Annotated in this window: 15 protein-coding genes; 10 read left to right on the top strand and 5 right to left on the bottom strand. The window is 69.8% G+C overall.

Features of this window, described 5'->3' with window-relative positions; all coding sequences use genetic code 11:
* Positions 1 to 31: 31 nt before the first annotated feature.
* Positions 32 to 1,096: a LacI family DNA-binding transcriptional regulator gene (locus CLV54_RS02675; protein WP_100343393.1), complete on the bottom strand. Its 1,065-nt coding sequence runs from the start codon at positions 1,094 to 1,096 to the stop codon at positions 32 to 34.
* A gap of 328 nt (positions 1,097 to 1,424) precedes the next feature.
* Here CLV54_RS02675 and CLV54_RS02670 point away from each other — a divergent pair, with 328 nt between their 5' ends.
* On the top strand, positions 1,425 to 3,473 hold the full coding sequence (locus tag CLV54_RS02670; protein WP_100343392.1) for a glycogen debranching N-terminal domain-containing protein: 2,049 nt from the start codon (positions 1,425 to 1,427) through the stop codon (positions 3,471 to 3,473).
* 81 nt (positions 3,474 to 3,554) lie between these two features.
* On the opposite strand, the gene CLV54_RS02665 is transcribed toward CLV54_RS02670, so the two are convergent.
* Positions 3,555 to 4,628, bottom strand: coding sequence for an NAD(P)-binding domain-containing protein (locus tag CLV54_RS02665; RefSeq protein ID WP_100343391.1), 1,074 nt, complete (start codon positions 4,626 to 4,628; stop codon positions 3,555 to 3,557).
* A gap of 178 nt (positions 4,629 to 4,806) precedes the next feature.
* Between CLV54_RS02665 and CLV54_RS02660 the strand changes: the two genes are divergently transcribed.
* On the top strand, positions 4,807 to 5,007 hold the full coding sequence (locus CLV54_RS02660) for a DUF3073 domain-containing protein (RefSeq protein ID WP_100343390.1): 201 nt from the start codon (positions 4,807 to 4,809) through the stop codon (positions 5,005 to 5,007).
* 188 nt (positions 5,008 to 5,195) lie between these two features.
* Here CLV54_RS02660 and CLV54_RS02655 read toward each other — a convergent pair whose 3' ends face one another.
* The gene (locus CLV54_RS02655) at positions 5,196 to 5,552 is read right to left on the bottom strand and encodes a TIGR02611 family protein (RefSeq protein WP_100343389.1); all 357 of its coding nucleotides are present in this window, start codon (positions 5,550 to 5,552) and stop codon (positions 5,196 to 5,198) included.
* 124 nt (positions 5,553 to 5,676) lie between these two features.
* Positions 5,677 to 6,789, bottom strand: coding sequence for a phosphoribosylformylglycinamidine cyclo-ligase (purM, locus tag CLV54_RS02650; protein ID WP_100343388.1), 1,113 nt, complete (start codon positions 6,787 to 6,789; stop codon positions 5,677 to 5,679).
* A gap of 190 nt (positions 6,790 to 6,979) precedes the next feature.
* Between purM and purF the strand changes: the two genes are divergently transcribed.
* The 8 genes from purF to CLV54_RS02610 all read left to right on the top strand — a co-directional run bounded on the left by purF (position 6,980) and on the right by CLV54_RS02610 (position 19,838).
* Complete coding sequence (purF, locus tag CLV54_RS02645) at positions 6,980 to 8,437, top strand: amidophosphoribosyltransferase (protein ID WP_100343387.1); 1,458 nt, start codon at positions 6,980 to 6,982, stop codon at positions 8,435 to 8,437.
* 238 nt (positions 8,438 to 8,675) lie between these two features.
* On the top strand, positions 8,676 to 11,513 hold the full coding sequence (locus CLV54_RS02640) for a glycosyl hydrolase family 95 catalytic domain-containing protein (RefSeq protein WP_100343386.1): 2,838 nt from the start codon (positions 8,676 to 8,678) through the stop codon (positions 11,511 to 11,513).
* Positions 11,514 to 11,537: 24 nt separating this feature from the next.
* Positions 11,538 to 12,686, top strand: coding sequence for a LacI family DNA-binding transcriptional regulator (locus CLV54_RS02635; protein WP_100343385.1), 1,149 nt, complete (start codon positions 11,538 to 11,540; stop codon positions 12,684 to 12,686).
* Positions 12,687 to 12,789: 103 nt separating this feature from the next.
* The gene (locus tag CLV54_RS02630) at positions 12,790 to 14,991 is read left to right on the top strand and encodes a beta-galactosidase (RefSeq protein ID WP_100343384.1); all 2,202 of its coding nucleotides are present in this window, start codon (positions 12,790 to 12,792) and stop codon (positions 14,989 to 14,991) included.
* A 62-nt stretch (positions 14,992 to 15,053) separates the two neighbouring features.
* Positions 15,054 to 16,376 carry an ABC transporter substrate-binding protein gene (locus CLV54_RS02625; protein WP_245861245.1) on the top strand — a complete coding sequence of 441 codons (1,323 nt, stop codon included), beginning with the start codon at positions 15,054 to 15,056 and terminating at the stop codon, positions 16,374 to 16,376.
* A 220-nt stretch (positions 16,377 to 16,596) separates the two neighbouring features.
* Entirely contained in the window at positions 16,597 to 17,481 is an 885-nt protein-coding gene (locus CLV54_RS02620) for a carbohydrate ABC transporter permease (RefSeq protein WP_100343382.1), read from the top strand.
* Positions 17,478 to 18,437 (top strand): carbohydrate ABC transporter permease, encoded by a 960-nt coding sequence (locus CLV54_RS02615; protein WP_100343381.1) that lies wholly within the window; start codon positions 17,478 to 17,480, stop codon positions 18,435 to 18,437. The genes CLV54_RS02620 and CLV54_RS02615 overlap by 4 nt, the downstream gene beginning before the upstream one ends.
* 462 nt (positions 18,438 to 18,899) lie before the next feature.
* Entirely contained in the window at positions 18,900 to 19,838 is a 939-nt protein-coding gene (locus CLV54_RS02610; protein WP_157802780.1) for an endonuclease domain-containing protein, read from the top strand.
* 192 nt (positions 19,839 to 20,030) lie between these two features.
* Here CLV54_RS02610 and CLV54_RS02605 read toward each other — a convergent pair whose 3' ends face one another.
* A complete protein-coding gene (locus tag CLV54_RS02605) occupies positions 20,031 to 20,417 on the bottom strand; it encodes a hypothetical protein (protein ID WP_100343379.1) in 387 nt (128 codons plus the stop codon).
* Between the last annotated feature and the right edge of the window lie 81 nt (positions 20,418 to 20,498).

The raw sequence follows: 20,498 nt of genomic DNA, 5'->3' as shown, positions 1-20,498 counted from the left end.
GGGCCGCCCGAATCGTCTGTCCTGTGTGCTGTCACGGTGCGCCGGCGAGATCCACCCCGGTGTCCCCTCGCCGCACGACGAGTCGCGGTGTGATGAGCCGGTGCGACTCGCCCGGCGTGAGCTCGCGGGGCACGATCGCCTTGCCGCTCACCCCCATGAGCAGCTCGAGAACGCCGGCGGCGACCTCGGTGAGCCGCTGATCGACGCTCGAGAGCCCCACGGCCTCGGCGACCGGGGTGTTGTCGAAGCCCACGATCGGCAGCTCGGCGAGACCGACGGATGCCGCGGCCATCCGCGCCCCGAGGGCGAGCGAGTCGCTCGCGCAGACGAGGGCGTCCCAGCGTGCACCGGCGGCGTGGGCGCGCAGCACGGCGGACTGCGCCTCGGTGACGCTGTCGCTCGCGGTGATCGTGAGCGCGGCGAGGGTCGCGGCATCCATGCCCGGCGCCTGCGCCATCGCGCTCTGCCAGCCGCGACGACGGTCGTCGCCCGTGCCGGAGGGGCTGGGCCAGCCGAGGAAGCCGACCCGGGCGGCGCCCCGGGCGAGCAGGTGCTCTGTGGCCTCGCGCACGCCGCTCGCGCCGTCGACGTCGACCCAGAGGTGCTGCGGATCGTTCATGTCGTCGACGCCCCAGGGGCGGCCGAAGGTCACGAAGGGCACGCCGCCCGCGATGAGGTATTCGGTGCGCGGGTCGCCGTGGAAGGTCGAGGTGAGGACGAAGGCGTCGACGTCGGCGCCGTCGTGGAGCTTGCGGATCTGGGCCATCTCGGCGTGCGGGTCGGCTGCGGTGTAGAGCAGCACACGCATTCCGCGCTGGTCGGCCTGCTCGGTGAGCGCGTGCAGGAAGCTGTCGAGCACCGAGCCCGAGATGCCGTTGCTCATGGGGTCGAGGCGGATGCCGATCGTCGACGACTTCTGCGTGCGCAGGCGGCGGGCGGAGGCGTGCGGGCGGTAGCCGAGCTTCGTGATGGCCGACTCGACGCGCTCCCGGGTGACCGGGCGCACCCGCTCGGGCGTGTTGAGCACGTTGGAGACCGTCTGGCGGGAGACCCGCGCAGCGCGGGCGACGTCTTCGATCGTCGGGTGGTTTCCCATCAGGCCTCCTTGCCGTGTCGTGCTGTCTTGCCGTGTCGTGCTGTGCCGCTGTTCCGTGCCACTGCGCCGAGCGCGGGTGTGTTCGCGAGCGACGAGCGCACAGGGTCGTCGCTCGCGAACACACCCGCGCTCGGCATCCGTTCAGACATCCGGCGCGATTTGATCGATCAATTTTTGATCGTTCAAATCATGAGTGTTATGTTACCTCGGTAAGCGCATCTGTCAATCGGGCAGATCTTCGCGGGCACTTCGCAGGCACGAAGAGGCCTGCCGAAACCGGTCAGCGACCGGGGTGCAGAACCACTCCACGAGGAGATGCGAGCCAGCGATGTCAACCGCGTCCGACCCCCTTCAGCCCCTGCTGCACGACGACGTCGTCGTGCTCCTCGCACCGACGCAGGTCTGGTCCGCCGCCGACGGCACGATCGGCGGCCGCCCCGTCCACGGCGTCTACCACGGCGACACCCGGGTGCTCTCCGCGGCCGAGGTGCTCGTCGCCGGCATCCGGCCCGAGGCGCTGACCCACACGCTCGACGGAGCCTCGACGGCCGTCTTCACCGCCCTCGCCCGCACGATCGACGGCCCCGGAGCAGACCCCGGCGTGCGCGTCGAACGACGGCGCACCGTCGGCGAGGGCGCGCTCGCCGAGACGATCACGATCTCCTCGGCGCTCGACACCGACGTCGCGACATCCGTCGCCCTCGAGCTGCGCCCCGACGCCACGAGCATGCACCTCGTCAAGGCCGGCCTGAGCGCACCGCTCAACGGCGCGGACCCGCTCGGCATCGAGCGCACGGCCGACGGCATCTCGTACTCGCATCACGGTGTCGAGGTCACGATCGGGCTGCCGGACGCCGTCGTCGCGGTGAGCCCGCACGGCGCGACATCCGCCCGCTGGTCGGTCACCGTGCCGGCGCACGGCACCGTGACCGTCGGCTGGAGCCTGGCCGCGACCGACGCCACGGCCGTCGTGCACGCGGCACCGGCGAGCGATCGGGGCGCCGTCATCCTCACGACGGGCGACTCCCGTCTCTCGGCCTGGGTCGAGAGGGCCCTCGACGACCTCGACGCCCTGAGGCTGGTCACCACCACGCAGCCCGACGAGCCGTTCCTCGCGGCGGGCGCGCCCTGGTTCTTCACCCTCTTCGGTCGCGACTCGATCTGGGCGGCCCGCTTCCTGCTGCCGCTCGGCACCGAGCTCGCGGCCGGCACGCTGCGGGTGCTCGCCTCCATGCAGGGCACAACGACGGATGCCGCGACCGCCGAGCAGCCCGGCAAGATCATGCACGAGCTGAGGCCCGGCGTGCTCACCATCCCCGGCGAGAACATCACGCTGCCCCCGCTGTACTACGGCACCGTCGACGCGACGGCCCTCTGGATCGTGCTGCTGCACGACGCCTGGCGCTGGGGCATGCCCGACGACGAGGTGCGCGCGCTGCTGCCCCACCTCGAAGCCGCCCTCGCCTGGATGCGCGACTACGGCGACAGCGACGGCGACGGCTTCCTCGAGTACATCGACACGACAGGCCACGGCCTCGCCAACCAGGGATGGAAGGACTCGGGCGACTCGATCCAGTGGCGCGACGGCCGCCTCGCCGAGGGACCCATCGCGCTGTGCGAGGTGCAGGCCTACGCCCACGAGGCCGCGATCGACGGGGCCGCGCTGCTCGAGCACTTCGGGCGACCGGGAGCCTCGGAGTGGCGCTCGTGGGCCGCCGAGCTCAAGCGCCGCTTCAACGAGTCGTTCTGGATCGCCGACCCCGCGGGCGACTACCCCGCGGTGGCGCTCGACGCCCGGAAGCAGCGGGTCGACACGGTCACGAGCAACCTCGGGCACCTGCTCGGCACCGGCATCCTCAGCGATCAGGGCGCGGCGCTCGTGGCCGCGCGGCTCGTGTCGCCCGAGCTCGACTCCGGCTACGGCCTGCGCACGATGTCGACCGATTCCGCGGGGTACTGGCCGCTCAGCTACCACGGCGGCTCCGTGTGGACGCACGACACCGCGATCGCCATCGCCGGGCTGGGGCGCGACGGCTTCGAGCGCGAGGCGGGGGTGCTCGCCGAGGGGCTGCTGGCCGCGGCATCCGGCTTCGACTACCGGATGCCGGAGCTGCACTCCGGCGACGCGCGCGCCCTCTTCGCCGCCCCCGTGCCCTACCCGGCCGCCTGCCGTCCGCAGGCGTGGTCGGCCGCGGCCGCGGTCTCGGTGCTCTCGACGGTGCTCGGACTCGCCCCGGACCACCGCGCGGGTGTGCTCGACATCGCTCCGATCGAGCCGCGCGTGGCGGGCGCGGTGCACGTCGACGGCCTGAGCTTCCGCGGAACGCGCTTCGGGGTGACGGTGGCCGACGACGGCTCGCTGACCCACACGCTCTGAGGCTCGCGGCGCACGTTCGTCGTCGCGGCGCACGGTCGTCGATGCGCCGTGACGAACAGGGTGCGCCGCGACGAACTCGAGCTAGAGCTGCGCCATGATCTGGCGCGCGATCATCCTGCCCGCGCGGTTGGCGCCGATCGTGCTCGCCTGCGGCCCATAGCCCGCGAGGAATATACGTGGGTCGGTCCACGACGCCCCGGAGCCGACACTGATGCCGCCGGCCTTCTCACGCAGCCGCAGAGGCGCGAGATGCCGCAGCTCGGGCCGGAAGCCGGTCGCCCAGATGATCGCATCCACTTCGGAGAATGTTCCATCGGGCCACCGCACGCCGTTCTGCTCCACGGCCGTGAACATGGGCCGGGCGACGAGCACTCCCCGCTCGATCCCCGCGGCGACCCGCCTGGTGCGCGCGATGCCCGTGCCGCTCACGATGCTCGGCAGGGCCGCTCCGGCGCGAGCCGCGGCATCCTGCATCGACACGGCCGCCACGCCGCTCTCGGGGCTCAGCTCGTTGTCCTCGTGGAAGTCGATGGGGCGCCGGCTCACCCAGGTCAGCCCGGATGCCACGTGCTCGAGCTCGAGCAGGAACCCCACCGCCGAGGTGCCGCCGCCGACCACCACGACCCTCTGGCCGGCGAACTCCTCCGCCGAGACGTACTCGGCCGTGTGCAGCTGACGACCCCGGAACTCGCGGATGCCCGGGTAGTACGGCACGAACGGCGCGCCCCAGGTGCCCGTCGCATTGACGACGATGCGGGTGACGGTCTCGCCCGAGCCGTGCGCGACGACGAGGTCGGCTCCGCGGTCGAAGACCGAGCTGACGACGACCGGGCGGAACACCCGCAGGCCGAAGTGCTCCTCGTAGCGCCGGTAGTACTCCCCGACGATCTCGCTCGCCGGCCGGGTGCGATCGGCGACGTCGAAGCTGAGACCCGTCTCTGACATTCCTGGCAGATCGCTGACCCTGTGGGCGGAGCCGAGACGCAGCGCATCCCAGCGGAACTGCCATGCGCCGCCCGTCGAGGGGCCCCGATCGAGCAGAACGAAATCGCTTCCCGGTTCGAGTTCGAAACGTCGCAGATAGTAGGCTACGGAAAGTCCCGCCTGGCCCGCACCGATCACCACGACCTGGGTTTGCGGTGGCACACTCGACATGGGAGCCTTGGCACCTTTCTGAACGTTTCGGGTGGTTCGTGGTAGTTCTGCAGCACGGCGCTCGACCCAGAGAGCGTGGCCCTGCATGCTAAACTATCCGGTAGTTTTCACAGTTCACTGTTTGTTATGTCCCGGTTGACTCATCGCTCACCGGCCAAGAATCGTGAGGGGGTCTCGCATGGGGCGCGGCCGACAAAAAGCAAAGCACACGAAGGTTGCTCGTGAGCTGAAGTACTTCAGCCCGGAGACGAACTACGATGCGCTCGAGCGCGAGCTCACAGGGCATGATGCCCCTGTCGAGGTCATCGACGACGACGAGGTGTCGAAGTGGTCGGAGTACGCCGAGGGCTACTCCGAAGACGAGCCGAAACGCGCCTGACGCCCCGCGAGCGGCACTCGGCGGCCGGCAGCGAGCGTCTGGCAGTCGTCATCCGATGTTCACTCGTCGTTGACGTTCGAGGCTGACGGTCGCGCCTGCCCGGTTCGACTGTCGGCGCGCCGGCGATCAGGCGTAGCGGCGCCCGGGGTCTGGATGTCGCGGCGCCCGGCGTCTCAGCGCGCTGATGTTCAGGCGTCGCCGGCGTTCGCGCCCGATGCGACCCGCCGCGAGCGACGATCGCGCCACCACGCCCAGAACCGGGCGAGTAGACGCTTGATCACGCCCGCGAGCCTGCGCGCCCAGTGGAACTCGGTGCCCAGGACGCCGAGGCCGAGGAACACGACGAGCCAGCCCGGCCCGGGAAGCGGCACGAGCAGCAGGCCGATCACGGCGATGAGCCCGCCGAGCAGACCCACGGCGAACCGGTAGGCGAAGCGCAGCCGCGGATGCCGCTCGATCCAGGAGCGCACACGGCGCAGCATCCGGCGGACAGGCCCCTGGGGGCTCTCGCCGATCGCGATCTCGCGGCTGATCTGCTCCTCCATGCCTCGACGCTAACCCGAGACCCTGGATCTCTCCTCGACGTTCTCGCGGCGCACGGTGTTCGTCGCGGCACGCATTCCATCATGCGCCGCGACGAATACGGTGCGCCGCGAACGGAGGGCGGCGTTAGGCGCTGTAGGCGCCCGTGAGGCGCACGGCACCGCCGTCGACGCCCTTGGCGCCCTGCTCGAAGCCGGCGAGGTCGCGCGGCTCGAACGAGACGCGACCGGCCGGCCAGGTGGGGATGCCGTGCGCGGTGAGTGCGGTCGCGACGGCGGTCGCGGCATCCGCGTCGACGATCGCGAAGAAGCCGATGCCCAGGTTCCAGGTGCCCTCTGTGCTCTCGAGGCTCGCGCCCGACATCTCGGCGAGCGTGCGGAAGACGGGCAGCGGCGACCAGCTGGAGCGCTCGACCTCGGCCCACGAGCCGACCGGCAGGACCCGGGCGAGATTCGCGGCGATGCCCCCGCCCGTCACGTGCGAGAGCGAGTGCACGGCGCTGCCGAGCACGGGGTCGGCGAGCAGCTGCACGAGCGGGGTCGTGTAGAGGCGGGTCGGCTCGAGCAGCACCTCGCCCACCACACCGCCGAAGTCGTCGGAGCGATCCGTGTACGAGATGCCCTTCTGGGCGAGGATGTGCCGCACGAGCGAGAAGCCGTTCGAGTGCAGGCCGGATGACGCGAGCGCGAGCACCACGTCGCCCTCCCGTACGCGCTCGGCGCCCAGCACGGCATCCGCCTCGACGGCGCCGACCGCTGCGCCCGCGACGTCGTATTCGTCGGGGGGAATGAGTCCGGGGTGCTCGGCCGTCTCGCCGCCGACGAGGGCGGTGCCGGTCTCGGAGCATGCGCGGGCGATGCCCGTGACGATCGCGGCGATGCGCTCGGGAACGACCTTGCCGCACGCGATGTAGTCGGTCATGAACAGCGGCTTCGCGCCCACGACGACGATGTCGTCGACGACCATGCCCACGAGGTCCTGCCCGATCGTGTCGTGCTTGTCGATCGCCTGGGCGATCGCGACCTTCGTGCCCACGCCGTCGGTCGAGGTCGCGAGCAGCGGGTGCCGGAAGGAGGTGAGGGCCGAGACGTCGAAGAGCCCCGCGAAACCGCCCACTCCTCCGAGCACCTCGGGGCCGTGGGTCTTCGTCACCGCGGCCTTCATGAGCTCGACGGCCAGGTCGCCGGCCGCCGTGTCGACGCCGGCCTCTGCGTAGGAGTTGCGGGGGTTCTCGGTCACGCGTCAACATTACAGATTTAGTGGATAAAGGTTTAGTGGACTAAATTCGCCGATCCGCAAGCTGCTGCTCAGATTCCGGCCCTTCGCACGCAACCCCGCTCCTCAGATTTAGTGGACTAACGTGTGCGAGACTAGATGAGCCCGATTCCGGGCTCCCAACACCCCTCACTTCCAGGAGCCATCGCTCACAATGTGCGGCATCGTCGGCATCGTCTCACCCGAGCCGGTCAACCAGCAGGTCTACGACAGCCTCCTCCTTCTGCAGCACCGCGGGCAGGACTCGACGGGCATCGCCACCGCAGACGGCAACACCTTCCACATCCACAAGGCAAAAGGCCAGGTGCGCGAGGCGTTCCGCACCCGCGACATGCGCTCGCTGCTCGGAACCATGGGCCTCGGCCACGTGCGCTACACGACCAAGGGCGCGGCGACGAGCGAGCAGGAGGCGCAGCCGTTCTACGTGAACGCCCCGTACGGCATCATCCTCGTGCACAACGGCAACCTCACCAACACCCGTGAGCTCGCTCAAGACCTCTTCCACATCGACCGCCGCCACGTCAACAGCACGAGCGACACCGAGATGCTGCTCAACGTGCTCGCGACCGAGCTGCAGGGCCAGATCTCGGGCTTCGAGCTCGACCCGGGCCAGGTCTTCGCCGCCGTCACCCAGGTGCACGAGCGCATCGAGGGCTCCTACGCCGTCATCTCGATGATCGCCGGGCACGGGCTGCTCGCCTTCCGCGACCCCTTCGGCATCCGCCCGCTCATCCTCGGCAAGAGGAGGAGCGAGAACGGCGCAGACGACTGGATCGTGGCATCCGAGTCGCTCGTCCTCGAGAGCGGCGGCTACGAGATCGTTCGGGATGTCGCACCCGGCGAGGCCGTCTTCATCACCCTCGACGGGGTGCTGCACTCGCAGCAGTGCGCGCGCGACCCGCGCCTCGTGCCCTGCTCGTTCGAGTACGTCTACCTGGCACGCCCCGACTCCGTCATGAACGGCATCTCGGTCTACGACGCCCGCCTGCGCCTCGGCAACCGGCTCGCCGACACGATCTCGACCTACACGCCCCGCGGCGACATCGACGTCGTCATGCCGATCCCCGACTCCTCGCGGCCGGCCGCCATGCAGGTCGCCCAGAAGCTCGGCATCGAGTACCGCGAGGGCTTCTACAAGAACCGCTACGTGGGCCGCACCTTCATCATGCCCGGCCAGGCGCAGCGCAAGAAGTCGGTGCGCCAGAAGCTCAACGCGATGTCGAGCGAGTTCAAGGGCAAGAACATCCTCATCGTCGACGACTCGATCGTGCGCGGCACGACCTCGCGCGAGATCGTCGAGATGGCCCGTGCCGCCGGCGCCAACAAGGTGACCTTCACCTCGGCCGCGCCGCCCGTGCGCTTCCCGCACGTCTACGGCATCAACATGCCCTCGCGCAGCGAGCTCATCGCCCACGGGCGCAAGATCCCCGAGATCGCCGCCGAGCTCGGAGCCGACCACCTCATCTACCAGGAGGTCGCCGACATGCAGGCCGCCATCCTCGAGGGCTCGGGCATCAGCGAGCTCGAGATGAGCTGCTTCACGGGCGACTACATCACGGGCACCGTGACGCCCGAGTACCTGGCGTGGGTGGAGCAGACGCAGCTCTCCTGAGCGTGCCGCCGCGGCATCCGCCCGGCCTCTGGCCTCGTGCGAGTCGCGCTCTGGCCTCGTGCGAGTCGCGCCACATCGTCGTCTCCGAGGCCTGAACGAAACGTTGTGGCGCGACTCGCGTGGGGTTCGGGCGAGGGGCCCGACGTGCGAGACGAGGGGATGACGCGAGGTATTGTTAGCGGTAACCATCGCGGTGGCTCCGACTGCCGCAACGCCCATCGCTCCAGGAGACGTCGACATGCGCAGCACCCCCCTTTGGTTCGCCTCTCCCGCGGAACGCTGGGTCGAGGCGCTTCCCGTGGGCAACGGCCGGCTCGGCGGCATGGTCTTCGGCGGCATCCGCGACGAGCTCATCCAGCTCAACGACGCGACCGCCTGGTCGGGCAGCCCCGCGAGCGAAGACGTCGCCTCGGCGATCGGTGCGGATGCCGCGCACCACGCCGTCGCCGAGGCCCGGGCCGCGGTCGCCCGCGGTGACTACGGCGCCGCCGAGGCCGCGGTCAAGCTCCTGCAGCACGGCTACCCCCAGACCTTCCTGCCGTTCGGAGACCTGCGGCTCGAGACGATCCACGCCTCGGATGCGAGACGCGCGGATGCCGCCGATGCGACGGCACCCGATGCAGAACCTTCGGAGGCCGAGGCCGAGGCCGGTGCCGAGGCCGAGGCCGGGACCGGGGCGGGGACCGGAGCCGAGGCCGGAGCCGCCTCCGCTGCTCCCATCTCCGCCGCGGCCGAAGCCGCCGCAGTCACGGCCTCCGTCACCGGCTACGAGCGCGGCCTCGACCTCGCGACCGCGGCATCCTCGACCGTCTACAGCCGCGACGGTCACACCACAAGGCGGGAGGTCTTCGCGAGCCACCCCCACGGGGTGCTCGTCATGACGATCGAGACCGACGATCCCGCGGGGCTCGAGCTGCGGCTCGGCCTCTCCTCGCCGCTGCGCTCGCAACCGTGGTCGCCGGAGACCGCCGACGACTCCACCACGGACCGCTCGGCCGGTGCCTCCGCGCCCGGTGCCGCCGCCGCCGGTGCCTCCGCCGTCGCACACACCACCGGCGCGCTCGGCCTCTCCGCCCTTGCGTCCGACGCGCCCGGCGCCACCGGCGCCACCGCCACCGCCTCCGCCGCCCGCACGGGCCTGCTGCTGCGCCTGCCCTCAGACGTCGCACCCGACTACGTGGGCCGGGCCGAGCCGGCCGAGTACGACGACGACGCGGAATCACTCGAGGGCGCGATCGTCGTCGGCTGGGTGCACGACGGCGTGGCGGCATCCGCGGCCCCGGCCTCGCTGCACGCCACCGGTGTGCGCCGCGCGACCGTCTACCTCGCGACCGCCACGACCTTCGACGGGCTCGGCTCGGCGCTGAACGGCACCGCGCAGAGTGTCGCCCGGCACGCCCTCGGCCTCGTCGACGCGGCCGAGCTCGACGGCGTCGAGCTCGTGCGCGACCGCCAGCGCGCCGACCACGGCGCGCTGTTCGGCCGCTCGCGCCTCGACACCTCGCCCCGCGCCCCGCATGGCGACAACGGCCATATGGCGCAAGTCGACCGCGGGAATGGTCCTTTGGCGCGAGTCGACCGCCAGAACGGCCATTTGGCGCAATACGACGGCGACAACGGCCATTTGGCGCAGGTCGACCCCGCCAACACCCCGCTCGACGAGCGCCTCCGGCTCGGCAACCTCGACCCGGAGGGCGTGCTGCATCACGACCCCGCCCTCGCGGGCGTCGTCTTCGAGTTCGGCCGTTACCTGCTCATCTCGAGCTCGCGCGCCGGCGGCCCGCCCGCCAACCTGCAGGGCATCTGGAACGACCTCATGCAGCCGCCGTGGAGCTCCAACTACACGACCAACATCAACCTCGAGATGAACTACTGGCTCGCCGAGCTCACCGATCTGCGCGAGACCCTGCCACCCCTCTTCGACTTCATCGACCTACTCGCCGAGAACGGGCGCGACACCGCCCGCCGCCTCTACGACGCACCCGGCTGGGCCGCCCATCACTGCTCCGACCTGTGGGGCTACACGCAGCCCGTGGGCGACGGCACCCACGACCCGTCGTGGGCGTTCTGGCCCATGGGCGGGCATTGGCTCGTGCGCCACCTCTGGGAGCACGTGCAGTTCGGCGCGGATGCCGCCTTCGCCCGCGATCGGGCCTGGCCGGTCATGCGCGGGGCCGCCGAGTTCGCGCTCGCCTGGCTCGTCGAGAACGACGACGGCACCCTCGGCACCTCGCCCTCCTCCTCGCCCGAGAACCACTTCATCGCGCCTGACGGCACGGTCTCGGCGATCGGCGCCTCGTCGACCATGGACCTCGTGCTGAGCTCCGACCTGTTCCGGATGCTCGACGAGGCGGCGCGCTTCCTGCAGATCGACGGCGACCCCGTGGTCGAGGCCGCCCGCGCGGCGCTGCCGCGCATCCCGGGTCCGCAGATCGGCCGCGAGGGCCTCATCGCCGAGTGGCCCGCCGACGACCCGCTCGAGGATCCGCAGCACCGCCACATGGTGCACCTGTACTTCGTGCACCCGAGCGACCTCGCCTACGGCCCGGAGCTCGCGGCCGCGGCATCCGCGAGTCTCGACGCCCGGGGCGACGAGTCCACGGGCTGGTCGCTGGCCTGGAAGATCGCCATGCGCGCCCGGCTGCGCGAGCCGGAGCGCATCGGATCGCTCTTCGCCCTGTTCTTCCGCGACATGGACGTCGACCGCGGTCCCTTCGTGGGCGGGCTGTATCCGAACCTCTTCGCCTCGCATCCGCCGTACCAGATCGACGGCAACCTCGGCTTCGTCGCGGGTGTCGCCGAGTGCCTGCTGCAGAGCCATCGCGGGCCCATCGAGCTGCTGCCGGCCCTGCCGCCCGAGCTCCCGGACGGCGCGGTCACGGGCCTCATCGCCCGCACGGGCGTGCGCGTCGATCTCGACTGGGACGCGGGCGGGCTGCGCACCGTCACCCTGGAGGCCCGCGACGTCTCGGCCGTGGGCGAGCACGTCGTGGTCTACAGTGGCACGAGCGTGACCGTGACCCTCGAGCCCGGTATGCCCCTCGAGCTGACGGGAGAGGATTTTCGTGCACACTGAACCGGCCCGGCGAGAGGGCCGCTCATGACGCTCTCCAAGCCGAACGGACGCCGCGCGCCCACGATCTACGACGTCGCGAAGCTCGCCGGCGTCTCGCACCAGACCGTCTCCCGCTACATCAAGGGCGCGACGGGGGTGAGCCCGGCGACCCGGGCGCGCGTCGAGGCGGCGCTCACCGAGCTCGACTACCAGATCAACATGACGGCGCGCTCGCTCGCGACGAGCCAGTCGCACCGCATCGGCGCCCTCACCTACGAGATGTCGCAGATCGGCCCGAGCCGCATCATGCAGAGCGCGGCCGACGAGGCGCGTGAGGCCGGCTACGTCGTCGACATCGTGAGTCTCGGACTCGACCCGGACACCTCGCTCGACGAGGCCATCACCCTGCTGAACCGGCGGGACTTCGCGGGCGTGCTCGCGATCTCGCCCACCGACCAGGTGCGCCAGACGCTGCTGAAGGTGCCGTTCGTCGTTCCGCTCTCGATCCAGTCGGAGACCGAGGAGGTCGACGCCGGACACCCGGAGAGCCTCAACGGCGAGGGCGCGCGCATCGCCACCGAGCACCTGCTCGAGCTGGGCCACACGCGCATCATGCACATCAGCGGGCCGCACGGCTGGCTCGCCGCCCGCAACCGCCTGCACGCCTTCGAGGCCGCGCTGCAGGAACGCGGGCTCGCGCCCGCTCTCGTCGCCGAGGGGGACTGGTCGCCGGCATCCGGCTACACGGCCGTTATGACCATGCCCTTGGATGCCGGCATCACGGCGATCTTCGCGGCCAACGACCAGATGGCGCTCGGCGCCCTCCGCGCCCTCGCCGAGCGGGGCATCTCGGTGCCCGGGCAGCTCAGCGTCGTGGGCTTCGACAACATTCCGGAATCGGCATATCTGATCCCCCCGCTCACGACCGTCGAGCTCGACTTCGACCGTCAGGGGCGGTACGCGATGTCGAAGCTCCTCGCGGCGATGGGCGTGCGGGCCGAGCCGGGCGAGGGCGACAGGGCACGGGCGGTGCTCGTCGTGCGCTCGTCGAGCAGCGCGCCGAGCAGCGCCTCGACCCCCGCCTCGGGCGACCCCGCGAACACGGATCCGGCCCCGGCCCCGGCGCCGGACGCCGCCTCGACGCCCGCTGGGAGCACCGACGCCGCCGCGGATCTTCCTCGGAAATCGCTGTGAGATCGGGCGGGACTTGCATCCGGCGGGAACGTGACTTATATTTCTTGCAACCGGTGGTTACCGGTAACATTCGCTACAGAGTCGACAACGGAGTTCGTGGGACATGACCGAGCAAGACCCGGCAACCTCGTCATGGGACGGCGTGCTCTTCGGCGCCGCCTACTACAACGAGTACCAGACGACCGATCGACTCGATCTCGATCTCGACCTCATGCAGAAGGCGCACTTCAGTGTCATCCGGGTCGGCGAGTCCGTCTGGTCGACCTGGGAGCCGCGTGACGGCGAGTTCGACCTCGACTGGATGCAGCCCATCCTCGACGGCGCTCACGAGCGCGGCATCGCGGTCGTGCTCGGCACCCCCACCTACGCGGTTCCGCCGTGGCTGCAGGTCAAGCACCCCGAGCTCGCGGCCGAGACCGCGACGGGCGTGCGCCGCGCCTGGGGCTCGCGTCAGGAGGTCGACTACTCGAGCGAGCTCTTCCGCTCCTACGCCGAGCGGGTCATCCGGGCGATCGCCGAGCGCTACGCCCAGCACCCCGCCGTGATCGGCTTCCAGGTCGACAACGAACCGGGGATGGAGCTCTTCCACAATGCGCAAACGTTTGAGCAGTTCCTGAGCTACCTCCAGACCCGCTACGGAACCCCCGAGAACCTCAACCGCGATTGGGGACTCACCTACTGGTCGCACAAGATCACCGAATGGTCGCAGCTCTGGCGCCCCGACGGCAACAGCGCCCCGCAGTACGACCTCGCCTGGCGGCGCTTCCAGGCCCGCATCACCACCGAGTTCATCGGCTGGCAGGCCCGCATCCTCGCCGAGTACGCCCGCGACGACCAGTTCGTCACCACCTGCATCGCCTACCTGCGCCCCGGCGTCGACGACTACGAGCTCACGGGCGAGCTCGACATCACCGCGGGAAACCTCTACTTCGGCATGCAGGACGGCCTCGACGCCCGCACGGAGGTCGAGGCCCTCGAGGACTGGACGACCACGGGCGTGTGGGGTCTCACCAAGCAGGCCGACCGCCTCTACTCCTCGCGCCAGGAGCGCTTCCTCGTGACCGAGACCGGCATCACCTCGATCGCCGGGCCCCACCAGAACTACCCGCCCGAGCCCGGCCAGATCGAGCAGGTCGCCCTCGCCTTCGTCGCCCGCGGCGCGCGCATGATCGAGTACTGGCACTGGCACACCCTGCACTTCGGCGCCGAGACCTACTGGGGCGGCATCCTGCCCCACAGCCAGGTTCCCGGCCGGATCTACGACGAGGTCGTCGAGCTCGGCGCACGCCTCGAAGGCCTCGCCCCCGTGCTCGACGGCTACCGGCCCGACGCCGACATCGCGATCGTCTACTCCACCGAGAGCCGCTGGGCGATGGAGTACTTCCCGCCCCTCGGCACCGAGCGCGACAACGTCGCAGACCCCGAGTCGTACAACCGGATCTTCGACGCCTACTACCGCGGCATCGTCGAGTCGGGCGCCCAGGCGCGCATCCTGCACGACAAGCAGCTCGCCGGGTTCAGCGCCGAGGAGCTCGTCGCCCGCCACCCCGTGCTCGTCGCACCGGCCCTCTACATCGCCGACGATGAGCTGCTCGAGACGCTGCGCGCCTATGCGGCGGCCGGCGGCCTCCTCGTCGTGGGCGTGCGCACGGGCTATGCCGACGAGGAGGCCCGCGCCCGCCGCGAGGTCGCCCCGCCCCGTCTCGCCGAGGCGGCACAGCTCTGGTACGACGAGTACTCCAACCTCCGCGGCACCGTGGGCGTTCTCGCCGCGGTCGCCGCGGACGCCACCCCCACGAGCGAGACGGATGCCGCGGCATCCGTCTCGGCCCCGCCCCTCGTGCTCTCGCCCGACGCCGCCGGCTTCGGCTGGCTCGACTACCTGCACGCCGATGGCGCGCGGGTGCTCGCGAGCTACGACCACCCCCGGCACGCCGCGACGCCCGCCGTCACCCAGGCCGTCCACGGTCTCGGCCGGATCAGCTACGTCGGCACCGTCCCGAACACCGCGTTCGCCCGCGACCTCGGCCGCTGGCTCGCCCCCAGACCTGCGACAGCGGCGTGGAACGCCGCAGCCCCGGAGGGCGTGGTCGTGACATCCGGAACCAACGCCGCGGGCGACCGGGTGCTGTTCGTGCACAACTGGACCCCGACGTCGCTCGACGTCGTGGCCCCCGTGGCCGCGACGACCGTCGCCGCCACCCCGCAGACTCCCGGCCGCACCCTCGCTGCCGGTGAAACACTCTCGATGACGCCGTGGTCCGCCGTGGTGCTCATCGAGAGCAGTCCCGCCGATCGCAGCTGATCGAGCGGAAAGAAACGGAGAAAGGTTAGATGCGCACCTTCACACAGCGAAAAATCACCACGGTGGCCGCTATCGCCGCCGCCAGCGCACTGCTCCTGTCGGGCTGCGCGAGCGGATCGTCGGCTGACAGCAGCAGCACGCCGACCACGGTGAGCCAGGCCGAGATCGACAAGGCCATGGAGACCCCCACGACGCTGACCTTCTGGTCGTGGGTGCCGATCCAGCCCGAGATCGACCTCTTCGAGGCGAAGTACCCGAACATCACGGTCAACCTCGTCAACGTCGGCAACGGCGACGCCGAGTTCGACAAGATCCGTACGGCTCTCAAGGCCGGCACGGGCGCCCCGGATGTCGCGCAGATGGGCTACCAGGACATGCCCTCCTTCCGCGTGACCGACAGCCTCCTCGACCTCACCCCCTACGGTGCGGCCGACCTCGCCGACCAGTACGTGCCGTGGGTCTGGAACCAGGTCTCGAGCGACAGCGGAGTCTTCGGCATCCCGCAGGACTCGGGCCCCATGGGCCTGCTCTACCGCAGCGACATCTACGCGCAGGCCGGCGTCACCCCGCCGACGAGCTACGACGAGTACACCGCGGCCGCGCAGACCATCAAGGAGAAGACCGGCTCGTACATCAGCAACTTCCCCTCCGGTGAGCCCGGCACGATCCTGAGCCTGCTCTGGCAGGCCGGCGTCAAGCCGTTCACCTACGACGGCGGCCAGAACGTCAAGATCGACCTCACGAGCCCCGAGGCGACCGAGGTCGTCGACTACTGGAACAACCTCGTGAAGAACGACCTCGTCTCGGTCGACGCCGAGTGGACCGACCAGTGGTACCAGGGCCTCGCCCAGGGCAAGTACGCGAGCTGGCTGACCGCGGCATGGGCTCCGCTCTTCCTCGAGGGCACGGCTCCCGACACCGCCGGCAACTGGACCGCGACGACCCTTCCGCAGTGGAAGGACGGCGACAACGTCTCCGCCAACCTCGGCGGCTCGGCCAACGTCGTGCTCAAGTCGACGGAGAACCCCATCGCGGCCTACGAGTTCGCGAAGTGGATCAACAACGACCCGAGCTCGACGATCATGCTCGCGAACGATCAGTCGCTCTTCCCGACGACCAACGCGACCCTCGAAGACCCGGCGTTCGTCGACACGACCTCCGACTTCTTCGGAGGCCAGAAGGTGAACCAGCTCTTCGCCGAGATCTCGCCCACCGTCGACACGGACTTCGACTGGCTGCCGTTCATGAGCTTCGTCGGATCGAGCTTCACCGACACGCTCGGCAAGGCCATCGCCGACCGCACCGATCTCGAGACCGGTGTCGCCGCCTGGCAGCAGGAGCTCGTCGACTACGCGACCCAGCAGGGTTTCACGGTCGAGGAATAGCCTGGAAGGGGCGGGCTCCGCACGGGAGCCCGCCCCTTCCACCGTCACCCCGCCGCACCGGCGCCCGAACGACGGCACGACGGCGGGGGCACCCAGACCCTGCATCATCCGACCGCGGTGAGCCGCGGCATCCGCCCGCACCGCACCGCCCCCACCCACAGCACCCACATCACCGGAGGATCCAGTGAGTTCCCTAGCCACCAGGCCGCGCGCACGAGGGATGACGAGCAAGCGCAAACAGACGCTCGCCGCCTACCTCTTCGTGACCCCGTTCCTCGTGGCGTTCGTCGCCATGCTCGTCGTGCCGCTCGTCTACGCGGGCTACCTGAGCCTCTTCCAGAGCAAGCTCATCGGCGGCGAGACGTTCGCCTGGTTCGCCAACTACGCGCAGGCGCTCACCGACCCCAAGTTCCTCGCCGGCGTCGGCCGCGTCGCCCTCTTCCTCTTCGTGCAGGTGCCGATCATGCTCGGCCTCTCGCTGTTCATCGCGCTCGCGCTCGACAGCGGCCGTGCCCGTGCCAACAAGTTCGTGCGCCTCGCGATCTTCGTGCCCTACGCCATCCCGGGCGTCGTCGCGACGCTCATGTGGGGCTACATCTACGGCCACGACTTCGGGCCCATCGCCCAGACGCTCGACGCCCTCGGCATCCCGGCCCCCGACCTGCTCTCGAGCTCGCTCATGCTGCCCTCGATGATGAACATCGTCACGTGGGAGTTCGTGGGCTACAACATGATCATCATGTACGCGGCGCTGCGCTCCGTGCCCACCGAGCTCTACGAGGCGGCGGCCATCGACGGCGCCGGTCAGTGGCGCACCGCCTGGTCGATCAAGATCCCCGCGATCCGCCCGGCCATCGTGCTCACCATCATCTTCTCGATCATCGGCAGCTTCCAGCTGTTCAGCGAGCCCAACCTGCTCGGGCACCTCGCACCGACCGTCATCGGCTCGGCGTACACCCCGAACCTCTACGCCTACAACCTCGCCTTCGTGAACCAAGACCTGAACTACGCGGCAGCGATCGCCTTCCTCCTCGGCATCGTCATCATGATCGTCTCGTACATCGTGCAGCTCTCCACGCAGCGGAAGGAGCGCAACGCAGCATGACCGCCACCGCCACCACTCCCACTCCCCGGGACACCTCCCGCGCCGCCTCCGGCCGAGAGGATGCCGCGGTGCTCAGGCAGCGCCGTCGCCGCTCCCGCCGCTCGCCGTTCCGCGACCGCAAGAGCGCCGTGCTCACGATCACGCTCTTCATCTGCGCGATCTACTTCCTCTTCCCGCTCTACTGGCTCGTCGTCGCCGCGACGAAGAGCAACGGCGACCTGTTCTCGACCTTCGGGCTCTGGTTCAGCGGCCAGTTCAACCTCTTCGACAACATCGCGACCGTCTTCACCTTCCAAGACGGCATCTTCTCGCAGTGGGCGCTCAACACGCTGCTCTACTCGGGGGTGAGCGCGGTCGGAGCCACCTTCCTCGCGACGCTCGGCGGCTACGCCTTCGCCAAGTACGAGTTCCGCGGCGGCAAGATCCTGTTCAGCGCCGTGCTCGGCTCGATCATGATCCCGGCCTCGGCCCTCGCGATCCCCACCTACCTGGTGTTCGCGCAGATCGGCTTCGTCAACACCCCGTGGGCGATCATCATCCCCTCGCTCGTGAACCCGTTCGGCCTCTACCTCATGCGGGTCTACGCGCAGGATGCCGTGCCCGTGAGCCTCATGGAGGCCGCGAGGATCGACGGGGCCGGCGAGTTCCGCATCTTCTGGCAGGTCGCCACCCGCCTGCTCACCCCGGGAATCGTGACGGTGTTCCTCTTCTCGCTCGTCGCGACCTGGAACAACTACTTCCTGCCGCTCATCATGCTCAACGACCAGCACCTGTACCCGCTCACGGTCGGCCTCGCCCAGTGGCAGGCCCTCAGCGCGTCGGGCAGCGGGTCGCAGGCCCTCTTCTCGACCGTCATCACGGGGTCGCTCATCTCGATCGTCCCGCTCGTGGTGGCGTTCCTCTACCTGCAGCGCTTCTGGCAGTCGGGGCTCGCCACCGGCGGCACCAAGGGCTGAGCCGCCCGCCCCGTCCCCTTCCGTCCCGCCCGTCCGCGCCCGTCCCCTCCGCGCCCGCCCCTCCCTTCCTCCCCTCCCTTTCTCCCCTCCCTTCCTCGCTTCCTCGCCCGTCCCCTCGACTTGCGCCATTTGGCGTTTCTCGGTCGCGCGAACGGTCGTTATGGCGTGACTGGGTGGGCGATTCGGCGTAACTTGCCCTAGTTCCCACGTTGTGACGGGATGCCAGCGCCAGCCCTGCGACACCAGCCCTGCGACACCAGCACCAGCACCAGCACCAGCACCAGCACCAGCACCAGCACCGAGATACCACAAGCGTGTCTAGCCCGTCCGACCGTCTGCGCTGTTTCCACGAGCAGACCCCACGGACGCGCCGACACCGACTACCCCTCAGACAGCTGTGCACAGACATCCACCCCTGTGGATGACGCCTCACCCCCCTGCGCGATCGACCACCATAAACGGATGCCGCGCCGAACGATCCTGCCCAGCCATCTCCTGTACGCCCCCTTCACCACCGCCGACGCTCGGGCAGCGGGTCTGAATGCGAAAACTCTGCGCGACCCGGTCTTCGGCAGGCCCTTCCACGGCGTGCGGGTACCACCTCGGGCGCCGGCATCCAGCGTCTTCGACCGCAACTGCCGCGCATACGCGACACGGATGAAACCGACGGCGTTCTTCACCCATGACACCGCCGCCCGGCTCTGGAACCTGCCGCTTCCCCGCGAGTACACGGCGGACGACCCCCTGCACGTCTCCACATTCTGGCCTGATCGGGCTCCATCCGGTCGCGGAGTGGCCGGCCATACGCTCACGCCGGGAACCGTGCGAGTGCTCTCACGGGACGGACACCACGTGGTGGACCCCGTCTCGGCGTGGCTGCAGCTCGGCGGCATCCTGCCCCGGGATGAGCTCGTTGCGCTCGGGGACGCCCTCGTACTCGATCCCTTCGTTGTCGAGCCGGGGTCGGATCGGCCGTGGGCGACCATCGGTGAACTCGAAGATCGACTCGGAAGCTACTCCGGGCGCGGGGTCACAAAGCTCCGCGCCGCGCTCCCCCTCATCCGTGAGGGAAGCGAATCGAGGCCGGAAACACTTCTTCGCCTGCTCCTCCGGAGCGCCGGGTTTCCCGAGCCGCAGACGAACACCGAGATCTGGGATGCCGGCGGCCGCTTTCTCGGGCGTGGCGATCTGGTCTTCCGGCCGTGGCGGGTGGTCGTGGAGTACGACGGCGACCACCATCGGACCGATCGCAGGCAATACGAGCATGACCGCTTGCGCCAGGAGGGTCTCGCCCGGGCCGGATGGCAATCGGTCTCGGTCCGTTCGCGGGGTCTTTTCGTGGAGACCGCGCAGACGGTCGAACGGGTTCGACTCGCTCTGGTGTCACAGGGATGGCGCTGACGCCCGACCACCGCGCTGCAGGAACCGGGTCGAGTCACGCCGGACCGCCCACCGAGTCACGCCACAATGAACGGTTACCCGCCCCGGATGCGCCAAATGGCGCAAGTCACAAGGAAAGGCGGGAAAGGGGGAGGGGGGAAGGAAAGGCGGGAGGAAAAAAGGAGGAAAGGAGGAAAAAAGGGGGGAAGGGAGTCAGGGCTCGTCGACGGGGTGCACGATCGTGCGCTCGGCGTCGACCTCGTGCTGCCCGCGAGAGACGATACGGTTTGCGAGGATTGCGGCGAGCGAGCCGAGCGCGACACCCACGACGAGGAACACGAGCAGCAGGAAGCCGAACACCTGGGTCGCCGTGAACTGGGCGTTGTCGGGGAACGCGACCGTGAAGACGATCGCGAGGATCACGCCGACGATAGCCCCCAGCGCCATGAACCGGAAGTAGCGGGGGGATCGGCGCACGATCACCCGGCCCGCGGTCACGACGACCTCGGGCTCGGCGTCGATCGCGCCCTGCTCGACCGCGCCCTGCTCGACCGCGCTCTGCTCGACCGCGCCCTGCTCGTCACTGCCGGTACTGCTCATGCATCCATTGTCCCCCACTTCGCGCGCGCCGGCGCACGGGGATCCAACGGAGAGCGCCTCGGGATCGGAGGGAAAGACACG

The organism is Compostimonas suwonensis (genome assembly GCF_002797855.1).
GTDB lineage: Bacteria > Actinomycetota > Actinomycetes > Actinomycetales > Microbacteriaceae > Compostimonas > Compostimonas suwonensis.
The sequence above is the reverse complement of the archived record's forward strand: the minus strand, read 5'-3'. Positions and strand labels throughout refer to the sequence as shown.

Bases quoted from the DNA above. Each gene is read 5' to 3' on its own strand.
- CLV54_RS02670 (WP_100343392.1), top strand. From the start codon at position 1,425: ATGTCAACCGCGTCCGACCCCCTTCAGCCCCTGCTGCACGACGACGTC.
- CLV54_RS02660 (WP_100343390.1), top strand. From the start codon at position 4,807: ATGGGGCGCGGCCGACAAAAAGCAAAGCACACGAAGGTTGCTCGTGAG.
- CLV54_RS02630 (WP_100343384.1), top strand. From the start codon at position 12,790: ATGACCGAGCAAGACCCGGCAACCTCGTCATGGGACGGCGTGCTCTTC.
- CLV54_RS02640 (WP_100343386.1), top strand. From the start codon at position 8,676: ATGCGCAGCACCCCCCTTTGGTTCGCCTCTCCCGCGGAACGCTGGGTC.
- CLV54_RS02675 (WP_100343393.1), bottom strand. From the start codon at position 1,096: ATGGGAAACCACCCGACGATCGAAGACGTCGCCCGCGCTGCGCGGGTC.
- purF (WP_100343387.1), top strand. From the start codon at position 6,980: ATGTGCGGCATCGTCGGCATCGTCTCACCCGAGCCGGTCAACCAGCAG.
- CLV54_RS02655 (WP_100343389.1), bottom strand. From the start codon at position 5,552: ATGGAGGAGCAGATCAGCCGCGAGATCGCGATCGGCGAGAGCCCCCAG.
- CLV54_RS02615 (WP_100343381.1), top strand. From the start codon at position 17,478: ATGACCGCCACCGCCACCACTCCCACTCCCCGGGACACCTCCCGCGCC.
- CLV54_RS02605 (WP_100343379.1), bottom strand. From the start codon at position 20,417: ATGAGCAGTACCGGCAGTGACGAGCAGGGCGCGGTCGAGCAGAGCGCG.
- CLV54_RS02635 (WP_100343385.1), top strand. From the start codon at position 11,538: ATGACGCTCTCCAAGCCGAACGGACGCCGCGCGCCCACGATCTACGAC.
- CLV54_RS02620 (WP_100343382.1), top strand. From the start codon at position 16,597: ATGACGAGCAAGCGCAAACAGACGCTCGCCGCCTACCTCTTCGTGACC.
- CLV54_RS02665 (WP_100343391.1), bottom strand. From the start codon at position 4,628: ATGTCGAGTGTGCCACCGCAAACCCAGGTCGTGGTGATCGGTGCGGGC.
- CLV54_RS02610 (WP_157802780.1), top strand. From the start codon at position 18,900: ATGCCGCGCCGAACGATCCTGCCCAGCCATCTCCTGTACGCCCCCTTC.